Below are 25,272 nucleotides of genomic sequence, written 5' to 3'. Positions count from 1 at the left end.
AGGCACGGCTGATGAGTTTCTGCGACACGATCTGGAACGAACTGGCCCCGCTGCGGCAGGCCATCCTCGCCCAGCCGTTCCTGAGCGAACTGGCCGATGGCACGCTCGATCCCGACAGCTTCCGCCACTATATCCTGCAGGACAGCCTCTATCTGGCCGAATATGCCCGCGTGCTGGCCATCGCCGCCGCCCGCGCGCCCTCCGCTGCCGGGCGCCTTGAATTCTCCGACGGTGCCAAGGTGGCCGTACAGGTGGAAGACATCCTGCATCAGGGCTTTTTCGCGCAATTCGGCGTCACCCCTGCCATGGTGCAGACGGCAGAACCCTCACCCGCCTGCCTTGGCTACACCGGCTATCTGGCAGGCCTCGCCGTCACGCGCAGCTATGAAGAGCTGATCGCGGGCATCCTGCCCTGCTTCTGGGTCTATTGGGAGGTGGGCTGCGCGATCAAGCCGCAGGCCGTCTCGCCCAATCCCTATGCCGCCTGGATCGACACCTATGCCGCCCCCTCCTTCGGCGAGGCGACGGATCGCGTGCGCGCCCTGGTGGATGAGGCCGCGGCGCAGGCCTCGCCCGCGATCCGCGAAGGCATGGCCACAGCCTTCCGCAATGCGACGCGCTTTGAATGGATGTTCTGGGATTCGGCCTATCGCCGCGCGGGCTGGCCGGTGGGGTTCGATTAAGCCTTAAAAGAGAAGGTGCGAGGGGGTTACCCCCTCGCGCTCCCATGACGTCTCCCGACGATCGGGCAGTGTTTCATCGATCGCCGTGTCCAAACGCGCCATCAGCTTCAGGCGACGCGCTTCACCTCGGCCTCATTCACCGCATAGAGGCGGAAGAACAGATCGGCGATCTTTTCAGGCGGCGGCGGCTGCGTGGCGCCCTGCGGGCAGGTCAGCCCCAGCAAGGCGCGCTGATGCGAGATGCCGGTGCAGAGCGAAATCAGCACCTGCGCCATTTCCAGCGGCGTGCCGCCGCTCAGCCGCCCGCCTGCCTCATGGCCGCTCAGAAAGGCCACCAGCAGCGCCTGCACCACGCCGGGGCCGCGCTCATAGAAAATGCGACTCGCCTCGCCCGCCCGCGTGCCTTCACCGCAGAGCAGCTGATAGAGGGCAACCGATTGCGGCTCGCGGATCTTGGCCATGAAACGGCGGCAGAAACCCTCGATCGCCGGGCGCAGCGGCGCACCGGGATTGAGCACTTGCACCAATTCGGCGCGGAAGATCTCGGTCTTTTCTTCGATACAGGCCGCAAACAGCTCTTCTTTCGAGGAAAAATAGCTCCACAGCGTGCCTTTGGAACCGCCCAGACGGGCCGCCACGGCTGACATGGTGGTGCCGGCATAGCCATGTTCCAGAAAGCACGCGCCGGCGGTTTCCAGAATGGTGGCGCGCCGCTCTCCCCGGCGCTCTTCTCTTTTGCTCATACTCGTATCCATACATTCGTTATGCCGTACTATATAGTATCATTATGGGTTGACAAGCCCATTCCTGAGGCAGATATGAGGCGTACCCCACAGTACGGTAAAACTTATGAAGCACCCCCCACTTCGCAGCACCACAATCCTCTCCGCCCTGCTGCCGGTCCTTTTGGCTGGCTGCGTGAGCGTGCCGCCGCTGCCTCCCAAGCCGGCGCCCGCCCCCATCTCCGATTTTGCAGCGCAGCAAACGCTGGGCGCTGCCGCAACGGCTGACGCGCAATGGCCCGCTCAGGACTGGTGGCACGCCTATGGCGATCCCCAGCTTGACGCGCTGATTGCCGAGGGCCTGCAAGGCGCCCCCGATGTCGCCACCGCCGTCGCCCGCCTGCATCAGGCACAGGGCACGGTGCAGCAGCAGGGCGCCGCTCTGTTGCCCAAGCTGGACGGCCATATCATCGGCCAGGAAACCTACGCCAAGGACTTCCCCGGCGGCTTGCTGGCCGATGGCTGGAGCGGCGTGGGCGCCGATGCGCTGCAGCTCAGCTTCGACCTTGATCTGTGGGGCAAGAACCGCGCCGCGCTGCGCGCCGCCAAGCTGAACGGCACCGCCGCCGAGCTGGATGTGGCCCAGGCACGCCTCACGCTCTCCACGGCGATCGCCAGCTCCTATGCCGATCTCGCCCGGCTCTATGCCGAGCGCGATGTGCAGGAAGCCTCGATCAAGCTGAAGGAAACGCAGGCGCAGCTGACGTCCGACCGCGTGACCAACGGGCTCGATACGCAGGCGGAACTGAAGCAGGCACAGGCCGCCGTGCCCGCCGCGCGCGAACAGCTGCTGCAGATCGACGAAAACATCACCCTCACCCGCAATGCGCTGGCCGCACTGCTGGGCAAGGGCCCCGATCGCGGCCTGGCCATCGCCCGCCCGACCGTGCAGATCACCGCGCGCGGCCTGCCTGCCGGGATCACCACCGATCTCATCGCCCATCGCCCCGATGTCGCGGCGGCTCTCGCTCGTGTGAAGGCCGATGACGAGCAGATCCGCGTGGCCCGCGCCGGTTTCTACCCCGCCGTCTCGATCACCGCGCTGGCGGCTCACCCCGCCATCGGGCTGGAAAACCTCGTGCAGGGCAGCACCCTGCTGGGCGGCATCGGCCCCTCGATCTCCCTGCCGATCTTCCATGGCGGCGAGATCAAGGGCAAGTATCGCTCGGCCCGCTCGACCTTCGACGAGGCGGTCGCCACCTATGACAAGACCGTCGCCACCGCCTTCCACGATGTGGCGGATGCGGCGGCCAGCCAGGCCATGCTGACGCAGCGGCTGGAGCAGAGCCAACAGGCCCTCACCCAGTCCGAGGCGGCCTATGAGGTGGCCCGCATGCGCTATGAAGGCGGTCTCTCCACCTATCTCAATGTGCTTTCGGCGCAGGAAGCCGTGCTGACCGCGCGGCGCACCCATGCCGACCTTCAGGCGCGTGCCTTCACACTGGATGTCGCGCTGGTGCGCGCTCTGGGCGGCGGGCTGAGTGCCTCCGTCGCCAACAACACCCCCCATTCAGCGGCTGCAGCCGCAAATGCCCCCAAGGATGCAACCCATGGCTGAAGCCGATCTCAACTCCGTTTCGCAGTCTCAGGACGATGCGGCCCGCACGCAAAAGCGCAAGAAGCTGCTCACCGGCATTGCCGCCGCTGTGGTGGTGGCCGGGCTGGTCGCGGGTGGCTGGTATGTGCTGATCGGCAGCCGCCATGTCACCACGGACAACGCCTATGTCGGCGCCGACACCGCCACCATCACCCCGATGGTGGCCGGGCAGGTCGCCGAGGTGAATGTGCAGGACACGCAGGTCGTCCATAAGGGCGATGTGCTGGTGCGCATCGACCCGCGTGACGCGCAGATCGCCCTGAATCAGGCTGAAGCAGATCTGGCCAAGGCCAAGCGCCAGTATGGGCAGACCACCTTTGCCGGACAGGCGCTGGCCACGCAGATCAAGGCCCGTCAGGCCATGATCGTCAGCGCTCAGGCCCAGCTGTCCTCGGCACAGGCCGCCTATGACAAGGCGAAGATCGATCTGGATCGCCGCCGCACACTGGCCCCCAAGGGTGCCGTTTCGGGCGACGAGCTGACCATCGCCACCAACGCCTTCGCCGCTGCCAGGGCCAGCCTTGAGCAGGCCCGCGCCTCCGTGGCGCAGGCCGGGTCGGACAAGGGCGTGGCACAGGGCAACTTCTCGGCCACCGATGCGCTGATCAGCGGCACCACGCTGACCAACAACCCCGATGTGCTGGCGGCGCAGGCCAAGGTCGATCAGGCCAAGCTGGATCTGGAGCGCACCGTGATCCGCGCGCCCATCGATGGCGTGGTCTCGGGCCGCGCGGTGCAGGTCGGCCAGCGCGTGGCCGCGGGCAACACGCTGATGCGTGTGGTGCCGGTGGGCGCGCTCTATGTCGATGCCAATTACAAGGAAAGCCAGCTGGAGAAGGTCAAGCCCGGCCAGGCGGTCGAGCTGACCTCCGACCTCTACGGCAGCGGCGTGGTGTTCCATGGCAAGGTCGCCGGTTTCTCGGGCGGCACCGGTTCGGCCTTCGCGCTGATCCCGGCGCAGAACGCCACCGGCAACTGGATCAAGATCGTGCAGCGCCTGCCCGTGCGCGTGATGCTCGATCCCAAGGAGCTGGCGGATCATCCCCTGCGCGTCGGCCTGTCGATGGACGCTGACATCAACATCGCAAGCGGGAACTGACCATGGCTGGACCGGCTTCGTCGAAGCCGGCGCTGCCGCCCGATCAGCTACTCCAGGGCTCATCCCTGCTGATCGCGGCCTTCGCGCTGGCGCTGAGCAACTTCATGGTGGTGCTCGACACCACCATCGCCAACGTCTCGGTGGAGCATATCGCGGGCGGTCTCGCGATTTCCTCCAGCCAGGGCACCTGGATCATCACCTCCTATTCGGTGGCCGAAGCGGTCTGCGTGCCGCTGACAGGCTTCCTCTCGCAGCGCTATGGCGCGGTGAAGACCTTCATCATGGGCATGGCCGGCTTTGCGGTGTTCTCCGCGCTGTGCGGCATGTCCACCACCCTGCCCATGCTGGTGATCTGCCGTCTGGGTCAGGGCTTCTGCGGCGGCCCGCTGATGCCGCTGACGCAGACCCTGCTGCTGCGCATCTTCCCCAAGGAGAAGCACGGCGCGGCGATGGGCATGTGGGCGATGACCACGGTGACGGCGCCGATTCTGGGCCCGATCCTTGGCGGCACCATTTCCGACAACTGGTCATGGCACTGGATCTTCTTCATCAACCTGCCGGTGGCGGCGGTCTGCCTGTTCATCTCCATGCGCTATCTGCGCGCGGCGGAAACGCCCACGGTTGCGGCCCGCATCGACAAGGTCGGTCTGGCGCTGCTGGTGGGCTGGGTCGCCTGCCTGCAGATCATGCTGGATCTTGGGCATGACCGTGACTGGTTCAACAACAACCTCATCCTGAGCCTGGGCATTCTGGCGGCGATCGGTTTTCTGGTCTTCTGTGCCTGGGAGTTTACCGAAAAGCATCCGGTGGTGGACCTCAAGGTGCTGCGCCATCGCGGTTTCACCGTGGCGACACTGGCCATGGCGGCCTGTTTCGGCACCTATTTCACCTCGGCGGTGATCATTCCGCAGTGGCTGCAGTCTTCGCAGGGCTATACCGCCACCTATGCCGGTTATGTCACGGCCTTCTCGGGCATGTCGGCAGTGGTGGTGTCTCCGCTGGTGGCGCGCTGGGTGACGCGGGTCGATCCGCGCCTGCTGGTGTTCCTGGGCATCACCTGGCTGGGCGTCACCACGCTGATGCGCGCCCATTGGAACAGCAGCGGCGATTTCTGGACCTTTGCCTTCCCGCAGCTGCTTCAGGGCATCGGCCTGCCGCTGTTCTTCGTGCCGGTGACCACCATTGCCCTTGGCGCGGTGAGCCCGGAGGAAACCGCCTCTGCCGCCGGTGTGATGAGCTTCTTGCGCACGCTTTCGGGCGCGGTGGCCACCTCCATCGTCACCACGGCATGGGACAGTGACTCGCGCATTTCGCGCAACGAGCTGGTCTCCCAGATGAACAGCGGGCCGACGCGTGACGCGCTGGATACGGCGGGCTTCTCGCTCGGCCAGATCCGGGGCATGATCGAGCAGCAGATCGCCACGCAAAGCACGGCTGTGGCCACGACGCATATCTTCCTGGCCTCGTCCTTCCTGTTCTTTGGCTCGGCGCTGATCATCTGGCTGGCACCGCGTCCGCGCGGCAAGGTGGACACCAGCGCCGCGCATTAACCGCATTAACCGCATTCACGAGCCCCCCGCGTCAGGCCCGGTTCCCCATTCGGTGGAGCCGGGCCTGATTGCGTCAGAGCCTTTTCAAGCCGGGCGTCCAGCCCGGCGGCTCGGAAAACGCGGTCAACATGTGAAAGCTGAACGGAACTTAATCGGCTCCCCGTTCGTAAAGCATTATGCAAGCGGTCCACCGCAGCCACCGGGATGCTTCGGCGCCCCAAGCAGAAGGCGCCAGGCATGCCCGATCTGATCGAAGCCCTTTCCCCCTTACCCGCTTTCCAGATCCAGCCCGACCCGCCATCGCCCTTTCTCGAAGCCCTGATCGAAGGGCTTTCCAAGCCAGACAAGGCGATCCCCTGCCGCTTCCTTTATGATGAGGCAGGATCGAAGCTGTTCGACGACATCTGCCTGTTGCCCGAATATTACCCCACCCGCACCGAAACGGCGCTGCTGCGCGCTCATGCCGCGCAGATGGCACGGCGCATCGGCGCGGGCGTGCGCTTTATCGAACTGGGCGCGGGATCGGGCGGCAAGGCGGAGTTTGTGCTTGATGCGCTGCATGCGCAGGGCCTGCCGCCTGCGGCCTATGTCTGCCTCGACATTTCGCCCGTGCCGCTGGCCGCCACGGCAGAGGCCATCGAGCAGCGCTATCCGGGCCTGCCCGTCACGGCGGTCTGCGGCAATTATCTGGGCGAACTGGACCTGCCGGCCTCGCAGGCGCGCGACCTCTGCTTCTTCCCCGGATCGACCATCGGCAATTTCGAGCGGCCCGAGGCGCGCGATTTCCTCGCTCATTGGCGGCAGAGATTGTCGCCTGATGCAATGATGCTGATCGGCGTGGACCTGAAAAAGGACATCCCCACGCTGGAACGCGCCTATGACGATGCGCAGGGCGTCACCGCGCAATTCAGCCTCAATGTGCTGGCGCGCGCCAACCGCGAGCTGGGCGCCGATTTCGACACCTCCCGCTTCCACCATCGCGCGCGTTACATGGAAGACCCCGGCCATATCGAAATCTCGCTGGTCAGCCAGGAAGCGCAGAGCGTGACGGTGGGGGACAACCTGTTCCATTTCGCAGCCGGTGAGGCGGTGCATATCGAAAATTCCCACAAATACAGTGTGAGCGAATTCGCCGCTTTGTCGGCCAGCGCGGGCTTCGATGTCGATACCGTCTGGACCGATCCACGGCGCTGGTTCAGCCTTCACCTCCTGCGCGCACGGGGCTGACCTCATGGCCACCACCTTGCCTCCGGGCCGCGCCACGCAGGATCACCCCGCGCTTTCGGAGCATTACACGCAGGTCCGCGCCCTGACCGAGGCGCTGGTTGCGCCTTTGTCGGATGCCGATGCCACGGTGCAGTCGATGGCGGATGCCTCGCCCGCAAAATGGCATCTGGCGCATACCACATGGTTCTTCGAGACCTTCGTGCTGCGCGACCATGTGCCTGCCTATCATCTGCACGATGCCGACTGGCCCTTCCTGTTCAACAGCTATTACGAGGCCGAGGGGCAACGCCTGCTCCGCTCGGCACGTGGCATGCTTTCGCGCCCTTCTCTGGCCGACATCCTGACCTATCGCGAGGCGGTGGATCACGCCCTGCTGCGCGCCTTGCCCCACCTCTCTCCCTCCGCGCTGGAGCTGGTGAGGCTGGGCTGCCAGCATGAGCAGCAGCATCAGGAACTGCTGCTGACCGATATCCTCCACGCCTTCTCGACCAACCCGCTCGAACCGGCGCTATGGCCAGAGCAGCCTCCCACTCCTGCCTCCACCACCCCGCCCCCGCATGGCTGGATCGCCGGGCGTACCGGTCTGGCCGAGATCGGCCATACGCCCCGCCAGGGCCTTTTCGCCTTCGACTGCGAGGAGCCCGGCCACACCACCTTCCTCGCCCCGCATGCTCTGGCCGACCGCACGGTGACCAATGGCGAGTGGATCAGCTTTATCGAAAGCGGCGGCTATGATGACGCGCGGCTCTGGCTCTCCGATGGCTGGGCATGGCGCAAAGCGGAAGGCATCACCGCCCCGCTTTATTGGCGGCAGGATGATGAGGGCTGGACCCAGTTCACCTTGGCGGGGCGAAAGGCGCTCGATCCGGCAGCGCCCGTCTGCCATATCAGCCTTTATGAAGCCGATGCCTTTGCCAGCTGGGCCGGAGCGCGCCTGCCCACCGAAATGGAATGGGAGGCCTCTGCCAGGGCCTATGATTCCATGAAGGGCCACCAGCTGGATGCCCCCGGCGCGCTGCGCCCCATCGCGGACAAAAGCCCGGCCTTCTTCGGCAATGTCTGGGAATGGACGGGCAGCGCCTATCGTCCCTATCCCGGCTTTCGCGCCGCACCCGGGGCTGTCGGCGAGTACAATGGCAAGTTCATGAGCGGGCAATTCGTGCTGCGCGGCGGCAGTTGTGCCACGCCGCGCGGCCATCTGCGCGCCTCCTACCGCAACTTCTTCTACCCCCATCAGCGCTGGCAATTCATGGGCCTGCGGCTGGCACGGGATCTGGCGTGAGCGCACAGCCGCAGGCCTTATCTCGGAAAGCTATGGCGGTGGCGGCGCTCTCCACCGTGGTGGAGTGGTATGATTTCACGCTCTATCTCTATTTCGCCACGATCCTCTCACGCAGCTTCTTCGGCCCCGGCGCTCAGGCTCTGGGCGAGACTCTGGCTGGTTTTGCCATCGCCTATCTGATGCGACCCTTGGGCGCGATGGTCTTCGGCCATTTCGGAGACCGGCACGGGCGGCGCCAAACCCTGCTGCTCTCCATGGCGCTGATGACTCTGGCCATGCTGCTGACCGCCTGCCTGCCCACGCGCGCTCAGGCCGGGCCCATCGCGGGCGGGCTGCTGCTGGGCCTGCGCTGCCTGATGGGCTTCAGCGTGGGCGGCGAATACACCGGCGTCGTCACCTATCTTCTGGAGGGCGCGCCCGAACATCGCCGAGGCCTGATCGGCTCGCTGGCGGCGGCGGCCAGCGAGGTGGGCGGATTGCTGGCCGTGGCGGTATGCGCCTTGACGGCAGGCGCGATGGATCAGGCCAGCCTCGACGCATGGGGCTGGCGCATTCCCTTTCTGATCGGCAGCGCTCTGGCGGGCACGGTCTGGCTGGCGCGATCTTCCCTGCCCGAACCGCCCCTGTTCGAGGCGCAGCGCCACAAGAGCGATGCCTCCCCCCTGCGCCACGCCCTGCGCCATGAGCGCTCCGGCATCGCGCGGGGCTTCGCCATTTCCGCCCTCGGCTCGATCACCTATTACGTGGGCATCACCTATGTCCCGGCCTATCTGCAGAGCGTGGGTTGGCGCGAGGAAAGCACCGCGCTGGGCCTCTCCACCCTCGCCGCCGTGGTGGTGATCGCGGTGACGCCGCTGGTCGGCGCCCTGTCGGACAGACTTGGCCGCAAGCCGGTGCTGCTGGCGCTCTGCGCGGGCAGCGTGGTGCTGCCGGCCGCCATGTTCGCGCTGATGGCGGGCGGCGATGCCGTCACCGCAGCGGCGGGCGCCTGCGTGCTGGCCGCTCTGGCGGGCGGGGTGAGCGCCGTGGGCGCCGTGGCCACCGCCGAGCAATTCTCCACCACCAGCAGGCTGAGCGGCCTTGCTCTGGGCGCCACCAGCGCCACCGCCCTGTTTGGCGGCGCGGCGCCCTATGCCGCCCATGCCCTGCTGGGCGCCACCCATTGGGCCGCCGCGCCCGGAGCCCTGATCGCCGTGGTGGCGCTGGGCGTCGCCCCGGTGCTGTTGCGCGCGCCGGAAACCGCCCCTGTGGAAACGCCGAGTCTGGCGCCAGCATCATGAGGGACATCCCATGGCTGACTATGATCTCTACTACTGGCCCGTGCCCTTTCGCGGGCAGTTTATCCGCGCAATCCTGACCTTCGCGGGCAAGACATGGCGCGAACAGGACGCCGACACCATCGGCCAACTGCTGGAAACCGCGCCAAAGGAGCAGCCGATCCCCTTTATGGGTCCGCCAGTGCTGATCGATCATGGGCATGACTTCGTTCTGGCGCAGATGCCCGCCATCGCGCTCTATCTGGGCGAGACGCTGGATCTGCTGCCCGCCACGCCTCAGGCCCGCGCGCTGACGGCCAAAGTCGTCAATGATGCCAATGATGTGCTGGACGAAATGACCCGCGATGGCGGCAGCCAGATGTGGGATGCGGCTTCATGGCAGGCCTTCCTCCCCCGCCTGCAACGCTGGATGACCATCTGGGACGCCACCGGCGCAAGCCATGGCCTCACCGCCACTGATGGCTTCCTGCTGGGCACGCATGAACCGGGCGTCGCCGATATCGTCACCGCCACGCTCTGGGCCACGATGGGCGATCGCTTCCCCGATCTGGCTGCTTTGCTGCGCCAGACCGCGCCCAGCATCGCCGCCCTGACCCGGCGGATGCAGGCCTATCCCACCCTTGCCCGGCTCAGCCGCGAGAGCCGCGAGACCTATGGCGACGCCTGGTGCGGCGGCCAGATCGAGGCCTCGCTGCGGCAGGTGCTGCAACAGGCGTGAGAAACCGCAGCGTGGAGGGAACAATCGCCCTGCCCCGGCGTCTTTTCCTTCGGATGCCAGGCATCCATGCGACCCCCGATCAAGCGAAAGCCTGCGTGTCCTGGCGTGTCCTCACGCCGGACACGCTTTTTCGTATGCGCTGGCCTCTCGCGAGTCCGCAGGAAGCCGCCACTCAGCCTGTCAAGCTCGGGTTTGGCTTGCAAAGGGCCACTTTACGCGCATATCCGCAGGTGACAGCGCCGCTCCGCACAGGAGCGAGGGCGGCGATGCGAAGGGACGAAGCATGTTTGGTTTTCTGAAGCGCCTGTTCTCGGGCTGGGGCAAAAGCGCCGAAACGCCGTACGTTTCCGCGCCGGAGCCGTTCACCCCCGCAACGGTTGCGCCGGAACCGATGGCCCCCGCAACTGTCGCGATCGAGCCGGTTGCCATTGAGCCTGTGGCCATTGAGCCCGTCATCGTCACGCCGGTTGAGGCCCAGCCGGTGATCCCGGCCCCGATGGCGCCCGAGCCGGTGGTGATGGCCCCGCCTGCCCCCGAACAGCCCGCCCCCGAGCCTGTCGCCGAGCCCGAACCCTATCTGCCCGAGCCGGTCGCGCCGCTGCACGCCGCTGAACCCACGATGCTGCTGGGGGACGAGCCTCTGCTGCCCGGCGATTCGGAAACCTTCGGCATGGTGCAGAGCGTGGGCAATCCCGACGCCTATATGATCGGCCTGATCGGCGAGCAGGACCATGCCTCGGCCGTTCAGGGCCTGCGCCCCGGCCTGCCCGTCTCGCTGGAGCTGGAGGCGGGCAATCCGCATGACAATGCCGCCATTGCCGCGGTCGATCTGCATGGCCGCGTGATCGGCTATATCGCCCATGACAGCTGGCTGCGCGAGGCGATCTATGGATCGGGCGTGGGCTTCAAGGCACGGGTGCTGGCGGTGGAAATGGGCTCGCGCGGCTTTCGCGAGGTGGTGCTGGAGGTCGAGCCCAGCGAGGAACCCCTGCGCGAAAGGCTTTACCAGCCGCCCCGGGTCTGATCACGGGTCTGATCCCGATCAGACCTTGCCATTCATCTCCAGCAGCCAGCTGCGCGCGGCATCTTCCTCCTCGATGGGGAAGTGCCGCAAATCCATGGTCAGCAACGGATCGGCCAGAGCGGCGATCCGCGCCATCCAGTCCGGCCCGCCCACCAGCGCATAACGCGCTACACGCCGCAGCAGCGACAACTTGAGTTCGACATATTTGGGATCGATCAGCAGGGCCGGATCGAACCCCTCATAGTGGCGGACCCTTGCCAGGAGGCGCAGCGAACGCCCCTCACCGCTGAAGCGCGCGATCTGCTCGGCCAGCGCATCCACCGTCTGCGGGGTGATCCGCCCGTTGATCTCGATGGTGATGATCCCCTGCCCATCCTCAACCACCTGCAAGGCGGGCGGCTGGGGATCGCTGACCTCACCGCGCGCCCAGGCCAGCGCATGGTCGCGCTGCTCGGGGCGGTAGACGTGATAAGTCACAAAGGGCAGCAGCGCGCTTTCGATGCGTGAGGCCGCACGCACCCAGCTCTGATCGCTGACAATCGCCACCCGCCCGAACTGATGCAATTTGGTGAGATAGCGCAGGCCATGGCGCAGATCGCTCAGCCATGCGTCCGCCGGCATGCCGGTGAAGTCACGCACCTCCACAAAGAGATGCACCTTGCCACCCCGCGCGAAAGCGGCATCGAGCAGGGCCATCGCCTTCTCGATATCCGCCTTCTCCAGCCGCCCCGTGATGGAGAGGGCAATCACATCCTGAGGCAGATCGCCGGTTCCGGGGGTTTCGCTCAGCATGGCCTCACCTTTTCGCAGCAGCTCCTCTTTCAGGAGGACATGCCGGGCCCGGAAGTTCCATCACCCCCGCATATCCCGGGCCAGCCCCCGCCTACCAGTGCAGGCCGAAGCTGGCGTACCATTGCTCAAGCGCGGGAAACAGCAGCCGGGCCGCCGCCAGATCGCGCTTTGCCGCATCGCCATCCCCGGCCTCGCGCTCAGCCAGCGCGCGCAGGAAATAGTCGACGGCATGACCCGGGCGCAGATCCAGCGCCTGATTGAAATCGGCAATCGCCTCCTTCGCATGATGCAGCCGCAGCTGCACCAGCCCCCGGCTGCCCAATGCGGGCGCCGTGCTGTTCCCGCCGATCTGGATCGACTTGCTGCAATCGCCCAGCGCATTGTCGAGATCGGTGTTCAGCAGCCCCTTCACCCAGCAGCGATCGTTGAGCAGCACGGCATTGCCCTCACGCTTGGCCAGCGCCGCATCCATCTGGGCCACCGCCCCTGCCACATCGCCGCGCCGGGCCAGCACCTCACCCTTGCGGGCCTGATAGAAAGGCTGTTTCTGGCCGCCATTGGCGATCAGCCCGTCGAGCCGCGTCAGCGCCTCATCCACGCCCCCGGCCCAGGCCTGAACATTGGACAGGCGGTTGAGCACAGCCGTATCGGCAGGGTCGAGATCATAGGCCGCCTTGAGATCGGCGGTGGCGCGGGTCTTGTCCCCCAGCGCCTCATAGAGCGAGGCGCGCTGGATATGGAGCTGCTTGTCACCCTTCAGCTCCAGCGCCTTGTCCAGATCGGCGATGGCCTTCTCGCGTTCGAAAATCTCGGCATAGAAGGCGGCGCGCAGGCGATAACGCTCGGCATCATCGGGCTTTTCGGCGATCCATTGCGCCAGATTGGCCAGGGTGGTGTCGACGAGATGGTCGCGTTTGGCGGCCTCGACATTCTGCCAGGGCGCGGGATAGCCCGCATCGGTGCGCAGATGCGGCATGCGCGCGATAAAATCGGCGTCGGCGCGGCGCATGGCGGGAATATCGGCGGCGGGCATCTCTCCCCCGCTGCGCAGATTTTCCAGCGTCAGGCGCCAGGTGCCATCCTTCAGCTCGGCATGGACATGGCTGCTGCCGCCCAGAGGAAGCGCGCGCTGCTGATCCCCCTCGCCCTGCATCGCGATGCCCTGCCCGCCGCGCGGCAGCTGGAAACTCTCCACCGTCACGCCATGCTGCGGCTGGCCCAGCGCGACGGGAATGCTCTGCCAGATGGCGCGGCTGCGGTCAGGATAGGCCGAGGCCTGCACCAGCTTGGGATCGAAGCTGTAGCGGCTGTCGGCCCGCGTCCAGTCGGAGAGCACCACGCCGCTGGCGGTGATCGTGCCCTCGCCGCTCTGCGGATCGTAGCTGAGTTGCGGTGCGACGAAAATGCGGCGCCCCCCGGCTGCGGCATTGCTCAGCAAGACGCGCAGCACATTGGCCTTGCCCTCGGCATCGAGATTGCCGAGCAGCGAGTTGACCTGCCCGATACCCCCGCCGCGCAGCGTCAAGGTGACACGGAAGGGCGCCATCAGCCCCACACCGGCGCGCAGATCGACATCGTAATGCACCTCGGCATTGGGCCGGGCGGGCGGATGCAGCGGCGCGGCCAGCAGTTCGGCCTTGCCATCGGCCCGCACCGGCAGCACCCAGCCATAGGCGGGCACATCGTCGAGATCGGCCTCACGCGTGCCCAGCCCGGTGCCATCCAGCCACAGCACCTTGCCGCCGACATGTGCCAGCACCATCACATGATCGAAGGCCGCCATGGAAGGCAGGCTGCCCTGCACGCGGTCGCCATTGCTCAGGCTGGCCATGGCGGGTTCGGCCTCGATGCCCAGCCGGTGAAGCACCGCCAGCAGCAGCAGCGTCTTGGCCTTGCAGTCGCCATAACGCAGGGTCCAGGTCTTCTCGGGCGGTTGAGGCACGAGATTGCCGCCACTCATCGAGACGGCGAAGTAGCGAATCTTGTCCTGCACCAGTTGCAGCGCCAGAGCGGTGCGGCGGCGCGGATCGGCACTGGCCGCCGCGATGCGGGCGATCTCCTGATCCAGATCGCCCCCCTTGGTGATCGCCGCCGAGGGCACATCCACCCGGTAAAGCGGCGCCATCACCTTGCTGACCTCGCCCCAATCGGCAAAATCGGAGAATTGTGCGACGGCCAGCCAGTTGAAGCGGCCCGGAGCCTGAGCCGCGGCATCGGGCTGCTTGGCCACGGGCAGGGTGACCAGCCACTCATGCCAGCCCGGGCGCGTGCTTTCGGCCGGGGTGACGCCGTCGAGATAGGTCTTCCAGCGGATTGTTTCGGCATCGCTCCACAGCACGCGCACCCGCCCGAAGCCAAGCTGCACCGGCTGCGCCAGCAATTGCGCCGAGGTGCTGATATGGCCCTGAAGCGCGGCATCCTTCGCGGTCACCGAAAAGCGGGTCTCGATGATATCGCCAACCTGAAGCCCCTCGATCGAGAGCGTTGCCGTCAGCGTGCCGTCAAGCTGGAGCGATTCCAGCTTTTCCTCGCGCCGCAGCACGGTGTAGCGCGCGCCCTTGGCCAGCACATCGATCCGCTGGCCGCCGCGCAGGATGGTCACCCCATGGATGATCAGATCGCCATGTTCGGGCGCCCATTTCAGCGTGGAGGTGCCCACGCGCTGCAAGCCCTCGGGCGTATCGATGCGCGTGGCGGTGACGGCATAGGTCCAGACCTCGCCATGGCTGATGCGCTTCTGTTCGTCAAAGGTGCGCAAGGTGGGCTGGCCTGCCCCGCTGCCCGCGCCATCGGCCTGAGGTGTGGCCACCACCCAATCCGGCGCCGGTTGATAGAGCGGCTGGTCTCCGGCCCGGGCGGGCGCGGCGGTGGAGGCCAACAGCGTGGAGGTCAACAGCATGGTCAGCAAGGCGGCAGGGATCGAGGGACGCGCAGGGGGGATTCGCATCAAGGACTCTCCAGGGCATGGAACGGCAAGGCCGCCCCGGCGACCGACCTATCCCGCCGCGCAGATCATCCTATTTCCGGATAAGTTTCAAGCTCTTTCACCCCTACGTATCCTTGCCTAGCAGGTCGCCGAAAGATGGGCGCTCGCGCCCCCTTGCAGGACGTGGCATGATGGCATGCGAAGAGGAAGGACAGGGCCATGATCCGCGAGATCCTGAAGATGGGCGATCCACGACTGCTGCGCGTCGCCAGGCCGGTGGAGGATCTGCATGACCCCCAGCTTCAGGCCATCATCGCGGATATGGTCGAGACGATGCATGCGGCCCATGGGGTGGGACTGGCCGCGCCGCAGATCGGGGTGGATCTGCGCCTGATGATCTTCGGCTTCGAAGCCAGCCCGCGCTATCCCGAGGCCGAGCCCGTGCCCGCCACCACGCTGATCAACCCCTGGCTGGAGATCCTGACCGAGGAAACCGAGGATGGCTGGGAGGGCTGCCTTTCGGTGCCGGGGATGCGCGGCACGGTGCCGCGTTTCACCCATATCCGTTACGGCGGCACGCTGGAGGATGGCACCACGCTGGAGCGCGAGGCGCATGGTTTCCATGCCCGCCTCTTCCAGCATGAATTCGACCATCTCGACGGCATTCTCTACCCGCAGCGGATCAGGGACATGACCCGCTTCGGCTTTATCGAGGCGCTGTTCCCCGACAGCCCGCTGGCCCATCTGGAAGCGGATTGACAAGGCGAAAGCCCCCCGCGCGTCAGCTGCGCGCGGGGGGCTTGCCGGTCAGGCTGACACGCTTTCTCGCGCCTCTTGCCGAACGCCGGGAATGCGGTCCTGCAGCGTGCCGCGATAGACCCGCGCATCCCAGCCGCGCTGCTTGAGCCAATAGGCGGCGGTGATCGCCCGCACATGGCCTTCGCTGTCGTCGATCAGCACGATACGCGCGCCGCGCACCGCCACCGTGCGATGCGACACCGCCAGCAATTGCCCGGCGGGGGAGGAGGTGGTGCCCTCCAGATGGGCCGCCTCATACTCCGGCAGCAAGCGCACATCGAAGAGATAGGTGGTGCGATTGGGCTCGGCCAGCCACGCGGCGGCGCCATCGCGGTCGATCCACTCCACCCCGGCCTGCAGCGCCAGATTGGCCGCATAATGCGCCCCGGCCTGAGCGGCGGCATCGCTGCAGGCGCCGAATTGCGGTTCCTCGCCGCTTTCCAGCGGCCAGCCTTCGCGAGCCCAGGCCTGCGTGCCCTCCACCAGATAGGCTACGCGGTTGGGCACTTTCGCGGCGATCAAAGTCTGCGCCCCGATGATGGCGCGGGCCAGCCACGCGCAGGTCACCACCACCAGCGTCTGAGCCGAGGGCACAAAATCGGCAAAGCGCAGCAGCAACTCGCCGGCAGGCAGGTTCTGGGAGCCCGGAATATGCGAGATGGCGAATTCCGGCGGTGTGCGGGTATCCAGCACGATCAGATCCTCGCCCTTGTCCTGCAGAGCCTTGAGGTCTTTCACCGAGAGCGACGGCGTGCCCTGCTGATCGGCCACCGAAACGGTGAAGATGTTGCCCGCGATGTCGAAGGTGGGCAGGCCGTTGGGGCTGTCCGCCAGCCAGCCGGGGATGCCGCCTGAAAGGATGGCGATATCGCTGTAGCCAAGGCCTTCAAGGATCGGCGCGGCTTTTTCGGCATCGCCATTGCCCTCATCCACCAGCACGGTGGTGACGGTCTTGCGCGGCACAAGGCGCTCCACCTCATCATGCAGGCGCGCGAAAGGCAGGTTGGTGGCGAAGAGCGGCTGGCCCTTGGCGAAGCTCTTTTCGTCACGCAGATCGAGCAGGGCGAATTCGCGGCTCTGCCCCGGCGTGCCGGTGCTGAGCCATGTCTGGAGCGTGGCGCGGTGAATATGGCGGATGGCCATCATCGGTCTCCCTGGGAAAATGGCCCTCAATAGGCCACGGTAAAACGGCGCTGGATGAAGGCATTGGCCTCCAGCTCATCGAGCAAAGCGATGGCGAAATCCGCGCGGGAAATGCGGCTGATCCCTTCGGCATCGCGCAGCAGATCGTCCTGCCCGAGCCGGAAGACGCCTGTGCGCTCTCCCGCCTCGATGCGGCGGGGCGGGGACACATAGGTCCAGTCCAGATCATGGCCATGCGTCTTCAGCCCATCGAGGATCGCGATGTTGGCCAGCGTCGGCCCGCGATTGGCGGTGCCATACTCCTCGCTCTCCACCACCAGCACGCCCGGTTCCGCCCAGAGGCTGCCGACGCCGCCGACAAGGATCAGACGCTTGACGCCTCCCTTGCGCACGCCGTCCAGAATGGCGGCATGGGCCTGACGCAGGCGTTCGGGCTTGCTTTCGAAGGGCTCGTTGGGATCGGGGCTGAAGGCGCTGATCACGGCATCATGCCCTGCCACACCCCGCGCCACAGACGCCGCATCATAGGCGTCCACCACCAGTTCGGTAAGGTCCGGCGCGGGGTCGACACGCCCCGCGCTGCGCACCAGAGCCGTCACCTGATGGCCGCGTGCCAGCGCTTCTTCGCGGATGGCCGAGCCGATGCGCCCGGCGGCGCCCAGCAATGCGATGCTTGCCATAGCTTTATCCTTTCCCGTCAGAAATCGATCGACACGCCGCCCTCGGCGCGGAAGGGCGCCTGAGCATTGCCGACGCGATAGGTCGCGCCTTTCAGCGTGTTGGCGGTGGTCCAGAAGCCGACAGAGGTGGTGGTCATCTCGGCGAAGCGGTCGCCGGTGTAGACCACGCCCGAAAAATACACGCGCAGGTTGCGCAGCCGGGGCCGCTCATACTGCAGCTTGAAGGAGAGGCGGTCGAGTTCGCCATTGCGCAGCACGCCGGTGCCATAGGTGTTGCCCGTCAGCGGCGAGCTGCTGGTGACGATGGTCGCCGGGCCATTGGTGAGATAGCTGCCCCCCACGAAACTGTGCTGGATGCTGAGGCGCACCTTCTGCCCCTCGGGCCCGACGGGCGTTGCCGCATCGAGGTTCCAGCCCGCCGTCCAGGGCGGCGTGCCAGCCACAAACCAGCCGCTGCCGCGCAATTTGGCGGAAACCTGATTGTAATTGCCGCCGATCTTCAGGCTGGTGCCGTTGCGGTCATAGAGCCGCAGGCGCGCATCGATGTCCCAGCCCTTGCGCACCGATTTGCCCAGATTGACCGGATTGCCGGTGGCCGGATCGCTGCCGATCTCACCCTGATTGAGCGTGCTGTAATAGCCGCCTTCAACATTCAGCCCCAGCCTGTCATTGTCATATTTGAGCACGACCTCCTTGGTGTTCAGCTTGGTCGGCGCCAGTGTGGGGTTGAGAGAGAGCGTGGGATAGTTGACGCCGCCCTTGGCCGTCACCTGATTGAGCCATTGCGAGGTGATCCCCTCACCGAAATTGCCCAGCAGGGTGAAGCCCGCGAAAGATCCGATGGCGATGCCGCCATGCAGCGTGGGCTGGTCGGACCAGCCGTTGAAGCGATAGGTCGCCAAAGAGGCGGGCGTGATCGTCGGCGGGCCGGGCACGGTGGTGGCAGTCACGCCTGTCGCGGTGCCGGAATAGACGGTGTCATTGGCGTTGTAGTTGAACCAGTCATCCCGCACGCCGCCGGTGATCTTGATCCATGAGGCCGGTTTCAGCGACAGTTCGCCATAGAGGTCCGGGTTCCAGATGTTGCCATTCGTGTAGTTGAAGAAGCTGGTCCAGGCGTCATAGGCGGTGGGCTGCGCCACGAACTGGTTGTTGAAGGCGGGCGCGCGCACCGTGTTGACGAAATCGCCGCGCAGATCGGCCCCGGCCCGGAAGATCGCATCGATCCCGGCGATCCTGAAATTGACCCAGGGGTTGAAGCCCAGCGCCGCTGTCCAGCGTTTGTCGTGGAAGGCGTTTTCGGGATAGGGATTGTTGTTGATGTCGGGGATCGAATAGCGCTCGATCGAGCGATACTGGTTGATGTGCTGAATGTTGGCGTTGAGATCCCAGTTGATCACGGCATCGCGGTGTTGCCATTCCAGCGTCGCGCCCTGCGAGTGGCGCCAGCCCTTGGTGTTGTTGTCAGTAGCGGATTTTTCGCTGATCAGCCCCTGTTGCACCAGATCCGTGCGGATATAGCCGGGCTGGCCGAAGACATCATTGTAGATCTGGCCCGTCAGCTTGAGCGTGTCTTTCGCGCTCAGATGAGTGGTCAGCTTGGTGAAGATGTTGACCTTGTCTTCCGAATTGTTCTGGCGATAGCCGCCATCGGAAGAGGCCTCGACGGCGATGTAATATTTGCTGCGTCCCGGCTCCTGACCATTGCCCAGAGTGGCGACGATCCGCTCCTTGCTGAAAGAAGCCGCCGAGAGCGCCACACGGTTGGGCGCGCTGTCTGCCGTGGAGAAGATCGCCGTGCCCGCATAGGCGTAATTGCCGGAATAGCGCGTGTCGAAAGGCCCCTTGATCACATTGATCGCGCCGATGATCTCCGGGATCAGGATGTTGAGATCGTCCGAGCCATTGGCATTGGGGCCCGAGGAGTTGAAATTGTTGGTCGCCCCGTCGATCACGCCGCGCACAGCGGTGCCATCGCTGACATAGCCCCAGCCACGGATCGTCACGCCATTGGGAATGCCGCCATTGCCCAGATTGGCGACCTCCACCCCCGGGATCGAACGCAGCAGATCATTGGCCGTGGTCACCACCAGCCCGGCGATGTCGTTCTGGTTGAGCGTATAGACCGCCGCGATCCCCGCACTGGGCGACACCGACAAAGCGGTGGGCGATGGCCGATCCTCCTTCTCGCGCTGGCCGTTGACGACGATGGCCTGGCCGCCCGGGGCTTCGTCATCCTCGGCAGCGGGTGTGGCTGCGGCCTTGGCCGGATTTTCTGTTGCGGCCAGAGCGATGGCCGGGAAACAGGCCCCCGCCAGCAGCAGGCCGATCTCCACCTTCCCGCGCAGGACGCGCTGTGCAAACCTCATGATCAAAGCCACCCCTTTCGCACTGTCCCGTGCATGGTTCAGAATGCTGATGGAGACGTGGCGGCCTGGCCCTGCGCTGCGCTGGCCAAAGGTCAGCCCGACGCCCCCTTGCGATGGACGCGGGCTTTAAATCCTATAATCTAGATAGGAATGTATATTTTCTATCGCCCGCTAAAGCAGCCTGCCGGCAAAGCGCGCAATTGCGCGACAATCACGCCCGGAGCGCAGCCGGCCACGCCGCTTATGAGAGTTTCTCAACCCTGCCCCCGCACCTCTGTCACGCCGTGCAGAGGCGCGCCGCTGGCCCCGACCTAGCCATGCTTGACACCCCACAACAAAAACTCTCGTGACAATTACCTATTATTCCCAGCAATGCGATAGGATATTTACAGCCTGGGGTATCGCATCATCATGTCGTCATCGTCTTTCACGGCCAGGCCTTTCGCGGGCGCATGGGCGGGCCGTCACATCTGGCTCAAATCCTCTTTCCTGATCGGTGCCGGGGTTTTCGCCCTTGCCGCGGGCGCGGCCCATGCCGAGGATGCCCCGGCGCCAACCCCTGCCACCAGCGATCCCGCCGCCGTTGAGGGCAATGGCGAAACCATCGTCGTCACCGGCAGCCATGGCGCGGCGCGGGCGGCGGAAAAGAGTCTGGTGCCCATTTCCGTGGCCAGCCTCGATGACCTCGCGCGTTCGGGCAAGCAGAACCTGCGCGATGCTCTGGCCGAGGTGCTGCCCTCCTATCAGGTGCAAGCGGGCGGCTATCAGGGCCAGCAGGGCGCGGGCGTGCGCGGGGCAAGGCTGCGCGGGCTCGATGCCAAGGACACGCTGATCCTCGTCAATGGCGTGCGGCGGCACACCTCCTCGCTGCTGGTGGGCGGGGCGTCCCCTACCGATCTCGATCTGATCCCGTCCAACGCCATCGAGCGGATCGAGGTGCTGGGCGATGGCGCGGCCTCGCTCTATGGCTCGGATGCGATTGCCGGGGTGATCAACATCATCCTGAAGAAGACCGCCCAGACCGGCGGCGGCTTCAGCGTCTATTACGGCAAATATGGCCAGAGCGTGGGCGACCAGTCGGACCTCTATGGCACCACCAAGAATGTGCAGTTCCATCAGGGCTTCAAGCTGGATGATGCGGGCAGCTTCATCAACTTTAGTGCCAACGCCCAGCTGCAGGATGGCACCAACATCTATCCCGGCTACAAAGCCGCCAACATCAATGACAAGACCACCCTGCTCTATCCCCTGCAGGCCGATGGCACGCTGGACCCGCGCGAAACCAGCCAGAGCCGCTATCGCCAATGGCTGGGCCTGCCCTCATCGAAGACCTATTCCTTCGCCTATAACACAGAGATCGCGCTCAATTCCGATCTCACCTTCTACAGCAACGCCACCTATGCCTGGCGCTATTCCTCGGGGCCCGGCTATTTCCGCACGGCGTCCAACCAGTCGGTGGCGGCCAGCACCACGCCCAGCCCTCAGGACCCTTTCGCCAATGCGCCCTACACCAGCGGCGCGCAGATCTTCCCCGATGGCTATCTGCCCACCTTCGACGATAAGGAAAACGACTTCCAGTTCGTGGCGGGCCTCAAGGGCACGGCTTCGGGCTGGGACTGGAACCTGAGCAGCGGCTATGGCAGCGACCACGCGCAGGTCTACACCAAGAACAGCATCAATGTCTCGGCGGGGCCTGCCTATTGGAGCCAGCGGGATTTCTATGATGGCGCGCAGACCGATGGCCAGTTGCTGACCACTCTCGCCGCATCGAAAAAGTTCGACCACGGCTTGTTCGGGCGCGCGCTGACGGTCTCGGCGGGGGTCGAGCATCGCTATGACCGCTTCACCAAGACGGCGGGCGAGTATCTCTCCTATTACGCAGGCCCATGGGTCTGGCCTTCGGGCACGGGCAATGCGGGGGTGCATCCCAATCTGGGTGCTCAGGGCATGTCGGGCAACACGCCGGATTCAGCGGGCGCATGGAGCCGGAACAACATCGCCGCCTATGTCGAACTCAACCAGCAGCTGACCGACGCATGGACCGTCGATCTGGCCGGGCGCTATGAATATTTCACCGATTTCGGCAGCGCGCCCTCGGGCCAGATTTCCACGCGTTACGAGTTCAGCCCGGCCTTCGCCATTCGCGGCAGCTTCGGCAATGGCTTCTCGGCGCCGACGCTGCTGCAGGAGCATAATGCGACGCAGGCAGGCTCCTATTCGGTGGACAGCAATCCGCAGAACGCCACCTATGGGCAGTATATCCAGCAATACACTGTCACCACCAACGCCTATCAGGCGACCGGCAAGGCAACCGGCATCCAGCAGCTGAAGCCCGAACACAGCATCAACGCCAGCGCGGGCCTTGTGATCAAGCCCTTCGCGCATACCACGCTGACGCTGGACGGCTATCTGATCGACATCCGCAACCGCATCGTCTCCGCCACGGCCAATGTGACGAATGGGTCAGCGCTCTACAATCTGCTGATCAATCAGGGCATCTACAATGTCACCAGCATCGCCTTCAATCTGAACGGCGCGCATACCTTCACCAAGGGCTTCGACCTGCGGCTGGAACACAGCGACGATCTGGGCAAGGCCGGCACGCTGCACTGGACGCTGGCCAGCAATGAGAATGTGACGACGGTGAAGAATTATTCGCCGCTGCCCGCCGTGCTGGGCACGGCCAGCGCGGGCACCTTGCGGGTGCTGCAGGGCCAGTTCACCAGCTATTACCCCAAGAACATCACATCGCTGGCGCTGCGCTGGGAGGTGGGCAAGCTGAACGCCTGGGTGAAGCAAACCCATTGGAGTTCCACCACCTATCTGGGCACCACGGCGGCGCTGGACCAGCACCAGTCGCCCGCCTTCACCACCGACGCCAGCCTGAGCTATGATCTGACGCCGCAGATCCGCTTCACCGTGGGCGGCAACAATGTGTTCAACAAGCGGCCAGACCGACTGTCTTCGGCGGCGCAGGCCTTGCAGTTCATCTCGGCGACGGCGGTGGCGCCGTACAATTCCTATGCCCCGTTCGGGCTGGATGGCGGCTATTACTATGGCCGCGCCGATTTCAAATGGTGATGATGGGGGGCCGCGTTTCAGCGCGGCCCCGTTTGACGATCAGACGGGCAGGCCGACGTAATTTTCCGCAATCGAGGTCTGCGCCGCCTTGCTGGTGGAGATGTAATCCAGCTCGGCCACCTGCATGGCGCGCTCAAAGGGGCCATCCTCGGGGAAGCGGTGCATCAGCTTGGTGAGCGACCAACTGAAACGCTCGGCGTTCCACACACGGGCCAGCGCCTTGGCGGAGTAATTGCCCACGCCCTCGCCATCCTGCTTGCGGAAGAAGGCGGTGAGCGCCTCGGCAGCGTAATGCACATCGCTGGCGGCCAGATTGAGACCCTTGGCCCCGGTCGGCGGCACAATATGCGCGGCGTCTCCGCAGAGCAGCAGGCTGCCATGGCGCATCAGTCCGAAGACATAGGAGCGCAGCGGCGCGATCGACTTCTCGATGCTCGGCCCACGCGTCATCCCCGCAGCGGCCTGAGGGCCGAGGCGGGTGGCCAGCTCATCCCAGATGCGTTCGTCCGACCAGTCCTCGACCTTTTCGGTCAACGGCACATCGACGTAATAGCGGCTGCGCGTCGGGCTGCGCATGCTGGCCAGAGCGAAACCGCGCTGGTGGTTGGCATAGATCAGCTCGTGATAGCAGGGCTTCACATCGGCCAGAATGCCCAGCCAGCCGAAGGGATAGACCCGCTCGAACTCCTGCGCCGCGCCTACCGGAATGGCCTTGCGGCTGGGGCCGTGATAGCCGTCGCAGCCAACGATAAAGCGCGCATCGAGGCGTTTTTCCACGCCGTCTGCCGTGAAGGTGACATAGGGCGCATCGCTGTCGATCTCATGCAGCGCCACATCGCCCGCCTGATAGATCACCTCCAGCCCGCGTGAGGGAGCGGCCTCCATCAGGTCGCGGGTGATCTCGGTCTGGCCATAGACGGTGACATGCTTGCCGGTCAGATTGGCGATATCGATGCGGATCAGCCGCTCGCCATCGGCAAGGTTGAAGCCGTCTTCCACCAGACCTTCAGCCTTCAGCCGCTGATCCAGCCCCAGCCGCTCCATCAGGCTGACGGTGATCTCTTCCAGCACGCCAGCACGGATGCGGCCCAGCACGTAATCGCCGCTCTGGCGTTCCAGCACGACGCAATCGACGCCCTCGGCCTTGAGCAAGTGTCCCAGCAGCAAACCTGCCGGCCCCGCGCCAATGATGGCGACCTGGGTCTTCATATCCTGTCTCCCGAAATGCCGCCCTGTCAGTTTCAACTTTCAGGCAGCGCTTGCCCAAAACTTGACACCGCAAGGCCGCAGGCAGAAGGGATGAGCTGGACAATGGTATGGTACTTTTGAGACATGCGACCAAAGCCCCTCCCCATCCCCACTTACGGCCTCTACAGCGATGGAGAAGCGCAGAGCAGCGCCGGTTTCGTGCATATCGAAACGATTGCGATCCGCTCCAGCCTGCATGACTGGGAGATCAAACCGCACCGGCATGATCACGGAATTCAGGTGCTTATCGTCAAGGAAGGCCATGCCGATGTGACGCTGGATGGCGAGCAATTCGCACTCTCGCCCCCCGGTTTCGTCACCGTGCCGGTGGGCAGCGTGCATGGCTTCCGCTTCCGCCCCGATACGGTGGGCCATATCATGACGCTCTCGCCCGATTTCCTCGCCCGCGCTCATGGCCCGGAGGACCCACTACGCCGCTGGCTGACCACCGGTGGCCATAGCACCCTGCCCGCGCCCGCCATGGCCCGCATCGCCATGCTGGCAGGTGAAATGCTGGTGCTGATGCAGGACTGGCAAACCCAGCCCGCGCTGATCCACGCTCTGGCCGAGGCGCTGGTGCGCAGCCTCCCCGCACCCGAACAGGCCGACCCGCATGGCCGCGACGACCGCCGCCTCACCCAATTCCGCCATCTGATCGAAACCCATCTGCGCGACCATCACCCGCTGGAGTTCTACACCGCCAGCATCGGTTGCACCCCGCGCACGCTCAGCCGCCTGTGCCGGGCGCGGCTGGATTGCAGCCCGCTCGATCTGATCAACCGCAGGCTGGCCTTGGAAGCCCAGCGCTTGCTGCGCTACACCAGCGCCAGCGTCGAGCAGGTGGCGCAGGAACTGGGCTTTGGCGACCCCTCCTATTTCTCGCGCTTCTACCTGCGCATGACCGGCCACCGCCCCCGCATGGAGCGCGACAGGCCCGCAGAAGCCAGCCCACCGCAAGGCTGAAACCTCTTCCACAAAAAGGGGCTAGGCGCGGCC

General features: G+C 65.3%; 19 protein-coding genes. 12 read left to right on the top strand and 7 right to left on the bottom strand.

What is annotated here, in order from left to right; translation table 11 throughout:
• Window positions 1–11 precede the first annotated feature (11 nt).
• Complete coding sequence (gene tenA, locus HGK27_RS04970) at window positions 12–683, top strand: thiaminase II (protein WP_206239214.1); 672 nt, start codon at window positions 12–14, stop codon at window positions 681–683.
• Between the two features lie 107 nt (window positions 684–790).
• On the opposite strand, the gene HGK27_RS04965 is transcribed toward tenA, so the two are convergent.
• On the bottom strand, window positions 791–1,426 hold the full coding sequence (locus HGK27_RS04965; RefSeq protein WP_206239212.1) for a TetR/AcrR family transcriptional regulator: 636 nt from the start codon (window positions 1,424–1,426) through the stop codon (window positions 791–793).
• 106 nt (window positions 1,427–1,532) lie between these two features.
• Between HGK27_RS04965 and HGK27_RS04960 the strand changes: the two genes are divergently transcribed.
• From HGK27_RS04960 to HGK27_RS04925, 8 genes are all read left to right on the top strand, one after another.
• Window positions 1,533–3,023 (top strand): efflux transporter outer membrane subunit, encoded by a 1,491-nt coding sequence (locus HGK27_RS04960; RefSeq protein WP_206239210.1) that lies wholly within the window; start codon window positions 1,533–1,535, stop codon window positions 3,021–3,023.
• The gene (locus HGK27_RS04955) at window positions 3,016–4,161 is read left to right on the top strand and encodes an HlyD family efflux transporter periplasmic adaptor subunit (RefSeq protein WP_206239208.1); all 1,146 of its coding nucleotides are present in this window, start codon (window positions 3,016–3,018) and stop codon (window positions 4,159–4,161) included. The genes HGK27_RS04960 and HGK27_RS04955 overlap by 8 nt, the downstream gene beginning before the upstream one ends.
• Before the next feature lie 2 nt (window positions 4,162–4,163).
• Window positions 4,164–5,711: a DHA2 family efflux MFS transporter permease subunit gene (locus HGK27_RS04950; protein WP_206239206.1), complete on the top strand. Its 1,548-nt coding sequence runs from the start codon at window positions 4,164–4,166 to the stop codon at window positions 5,709–5,711.
• A gap of 237 nt (window positions 5,712–5,948) precedes the next feature.
• A complete protein-coding gene (egtD, locus tag HGK27_RS04945; protein ID WP_206239204.1) occupies window positions 5,949–6,938 on the top strand; it encodes an L-histidine N(alpha)-methyltransferase in 990 nt (329 codons plus the stop codon).
• A gap of 4 nt (window positions 6,939–6,942) precedes the next feature.
• Entirely contained in the window at window positions 6,943–8,220 is a 1,278-nt protein-coding gene (gene egtB / locus HGK27_RS04940) for an ergothioneine biosynthesis protein EgtB (RefSeq protein ID WP_206239202.1), read from the top strand.
• Window positions 8,221–8,252: 32 nt separating this feature from the next.
• Entirely contained in the window at window positions 8,253–9,500 is a 1,248-nt protein-coding gene (locus HGK27_RS04935) for an MFS transporter (protein ID WP_206242822.1), read from the top strand.
• 10 nt (window positions 9,501–9,510) lie between these two features.
• On the top strand, window positions 9,511–10,215 hold the full coding sequence (locus HGK27_RS04930; protein ID WP_206239201.1) for a glutathione S-transferase: 705 nt from the start codon (window positions 9,511–9,513) through the stop codon (window positions 10,213–10,215).
• A gap of 283 nt (window positions 10,216–10,498) precedes the next feature.
• Window positions 10,499–11,239: a hypothetical protein gene (locus HGK27_RS04925; RefSeq protein WP_206239199.1), complete on the top strand. Its 741-nt coding sequence runs from the start codon at window positions 10,499–10,501 to the stop codon at window positions 11,237–11,239.
• Between the two features lie 18 nt (window positions 11,240–11,257).
• On the opposite strand, the gene HGK27_RS04920 is transcribed toward HGK27_RS04925, so the two are convergent.
• The gene (locus HGK27_RS04920) at window positions 11,258–12,031 is read right to left on the bottom strand and encodes a SpoIIAA family protein (RefSeq protein WP_206239197.1); all 774 of its coding nucleotides are present in this window, start codon (window positions 12,029–12,031) and stop codon (window positions 11,258–11,260) included.
• 91 nt (window positions 12,032–12,122) lie between these two features.
• The gene (locus tag HGK27_RS04915; RefSeq protein WP_206239195.1) at window positions 12,123–14,978 is read right to left on the bottom strand and encodes a DUF3857 domain-containing protein; all 2,856 of its coding nucleotides are present in this window, start codon (window positions 14,976–14,978) and stop codon (window positions 12,123–12,125) included.
• Window positions 14,979–15,176: 198 nt separating this feature from the next.
• Between HGK27_RS04915 and def the strand changes: the two genes are divergently transcribed.
• On the top strand, window positions 15,177–15,716 hold the full coding sequence (gene def / locus HGK27_RS04910; RefSeq protein WP_206239193.1) for a peptide deformylase: 540 nt from the start codon (window positions 15,177–15,179) through the stop codon (window positions 15,714–15,716).
• A 48-nt stretch (window positions 15,717–15,764) separates the two neighbouring features.
• Here the strand turns inward: def and HGK27_RS04905 are convergent, their stop codons facing one another.
• The 3 genes from HGK27_RS04905 to HGK27_RS04895 are packed head-to-tail and all read right to left on the bottom strand — an operon-like array spanning window position 15,765 to window position 19,947.
• Window positions 15,765–16,901 carry a rhodanese-like domain-containing protein gene (locus HGK27_RS04905; RefSeq protein ID WP_206239191.1) on the bottom strand — a complete coding sequence of 379 codons (1,137 nt, stop codon included), beginning with the start codon at window positions 16,899–16,901 and terminating at the stop codon, window positions 15,765–15,767.
• A 23-nt stretch (window positions 16,902–16,924) separates the two neighbouring features.
• Window positions 16,925–17,578, bottom strand: coding sequence for an NAD(P)-dependent oxidoreductase (locus tag HGK27_RS04900; RefSeq protein ID WP_206239189.1), 654 nt, complete (start codon window positions 17,576–17,578; stop codon window positions 16,925–16,927).
• 17 nt (window positions 17,579–17,595) lie between these two features.
• The gene (locus HGK27_RS04895; RefSeq protein WP_206239188.1) at window positions 17,596–19,947 is read right to left on the bottom strand and encodes a TonB-dependent receptor; all 2,352 of its coding nucleotides are present in this window, start codon (window positions 19,945–19,947) and stop codon (window positions 17,596–17,598) included.
• Window positions 19,948–20,358: 411 nt separating this feature from the next.
• Between HGK27_RS04895 and HGK27_RS04890 the strand changes: the two genes are divergently transcribed.
• Entirely contained in the window at window positions 20,359–23,028 is a 2,670-nt protein-coding gene (locus tag HGK27_RS04890; protein ID WP_206239186.1) for a TonB-dependent receptor plug domain-containing protein, read from the top strand.
• A gap of 39 nt (window positions 23,029–23,067) precedes the next feature.
• Here HGK27_RS04890 and pobA read toward each other — a convergent pair whose 3' ends face one another.
• Window positions 23,068–24,237 carry a 4-hydroxybenzoate 3-monooxygenase gene (gene pobA / locus HGK27_RS04885; RefSeq protein WP_206239184.1) on the bottom strand — a complete coding sequence of 390 codons (1,170 nt, stop codon included), beginning with the start codon at window positions 24,235–24,237 and terminating at the stop codon, window positions 23,068–23,070.
• A 123-nt stretch (window positions 24,238–24,360) separates the two neighbouring features.
• Here pobA and HGK27_RS04880 point away from each other — a divergent pair, with 123 nt between their 5' ends.
• On the top strand, window positions 24,361–25,239 hold the full coding sequence (locus HGK27_RS04880; protein WP_206239181.1) for a helix-turn-helix domain-containing protein: 879 nt from the start codon (window positions 24,361–24,363) through the stop codon (window positions 25,237–25,239).
• The last annotated feature ends 33 nt before the right edge of the window (window positions 25,240–25,272 follow it).

It is taken from the genome of Novosphingobium terrae, assembly GCF_017163935.1.
In the GTDB taxonomy this organism is placed as follows: domain Bacteria; phylum Pseudomonadota; class Alphaproteobacteria; order Sphingomonadales; family Sphingomonadaceae; genus Novosphingobium; species Novosphingobium terrae.
The sequence above is the reverse complement of the archived record's forward strand: the minus strand, read 5'-3'. Positions and strand labels throughout refer to the sequence as shown.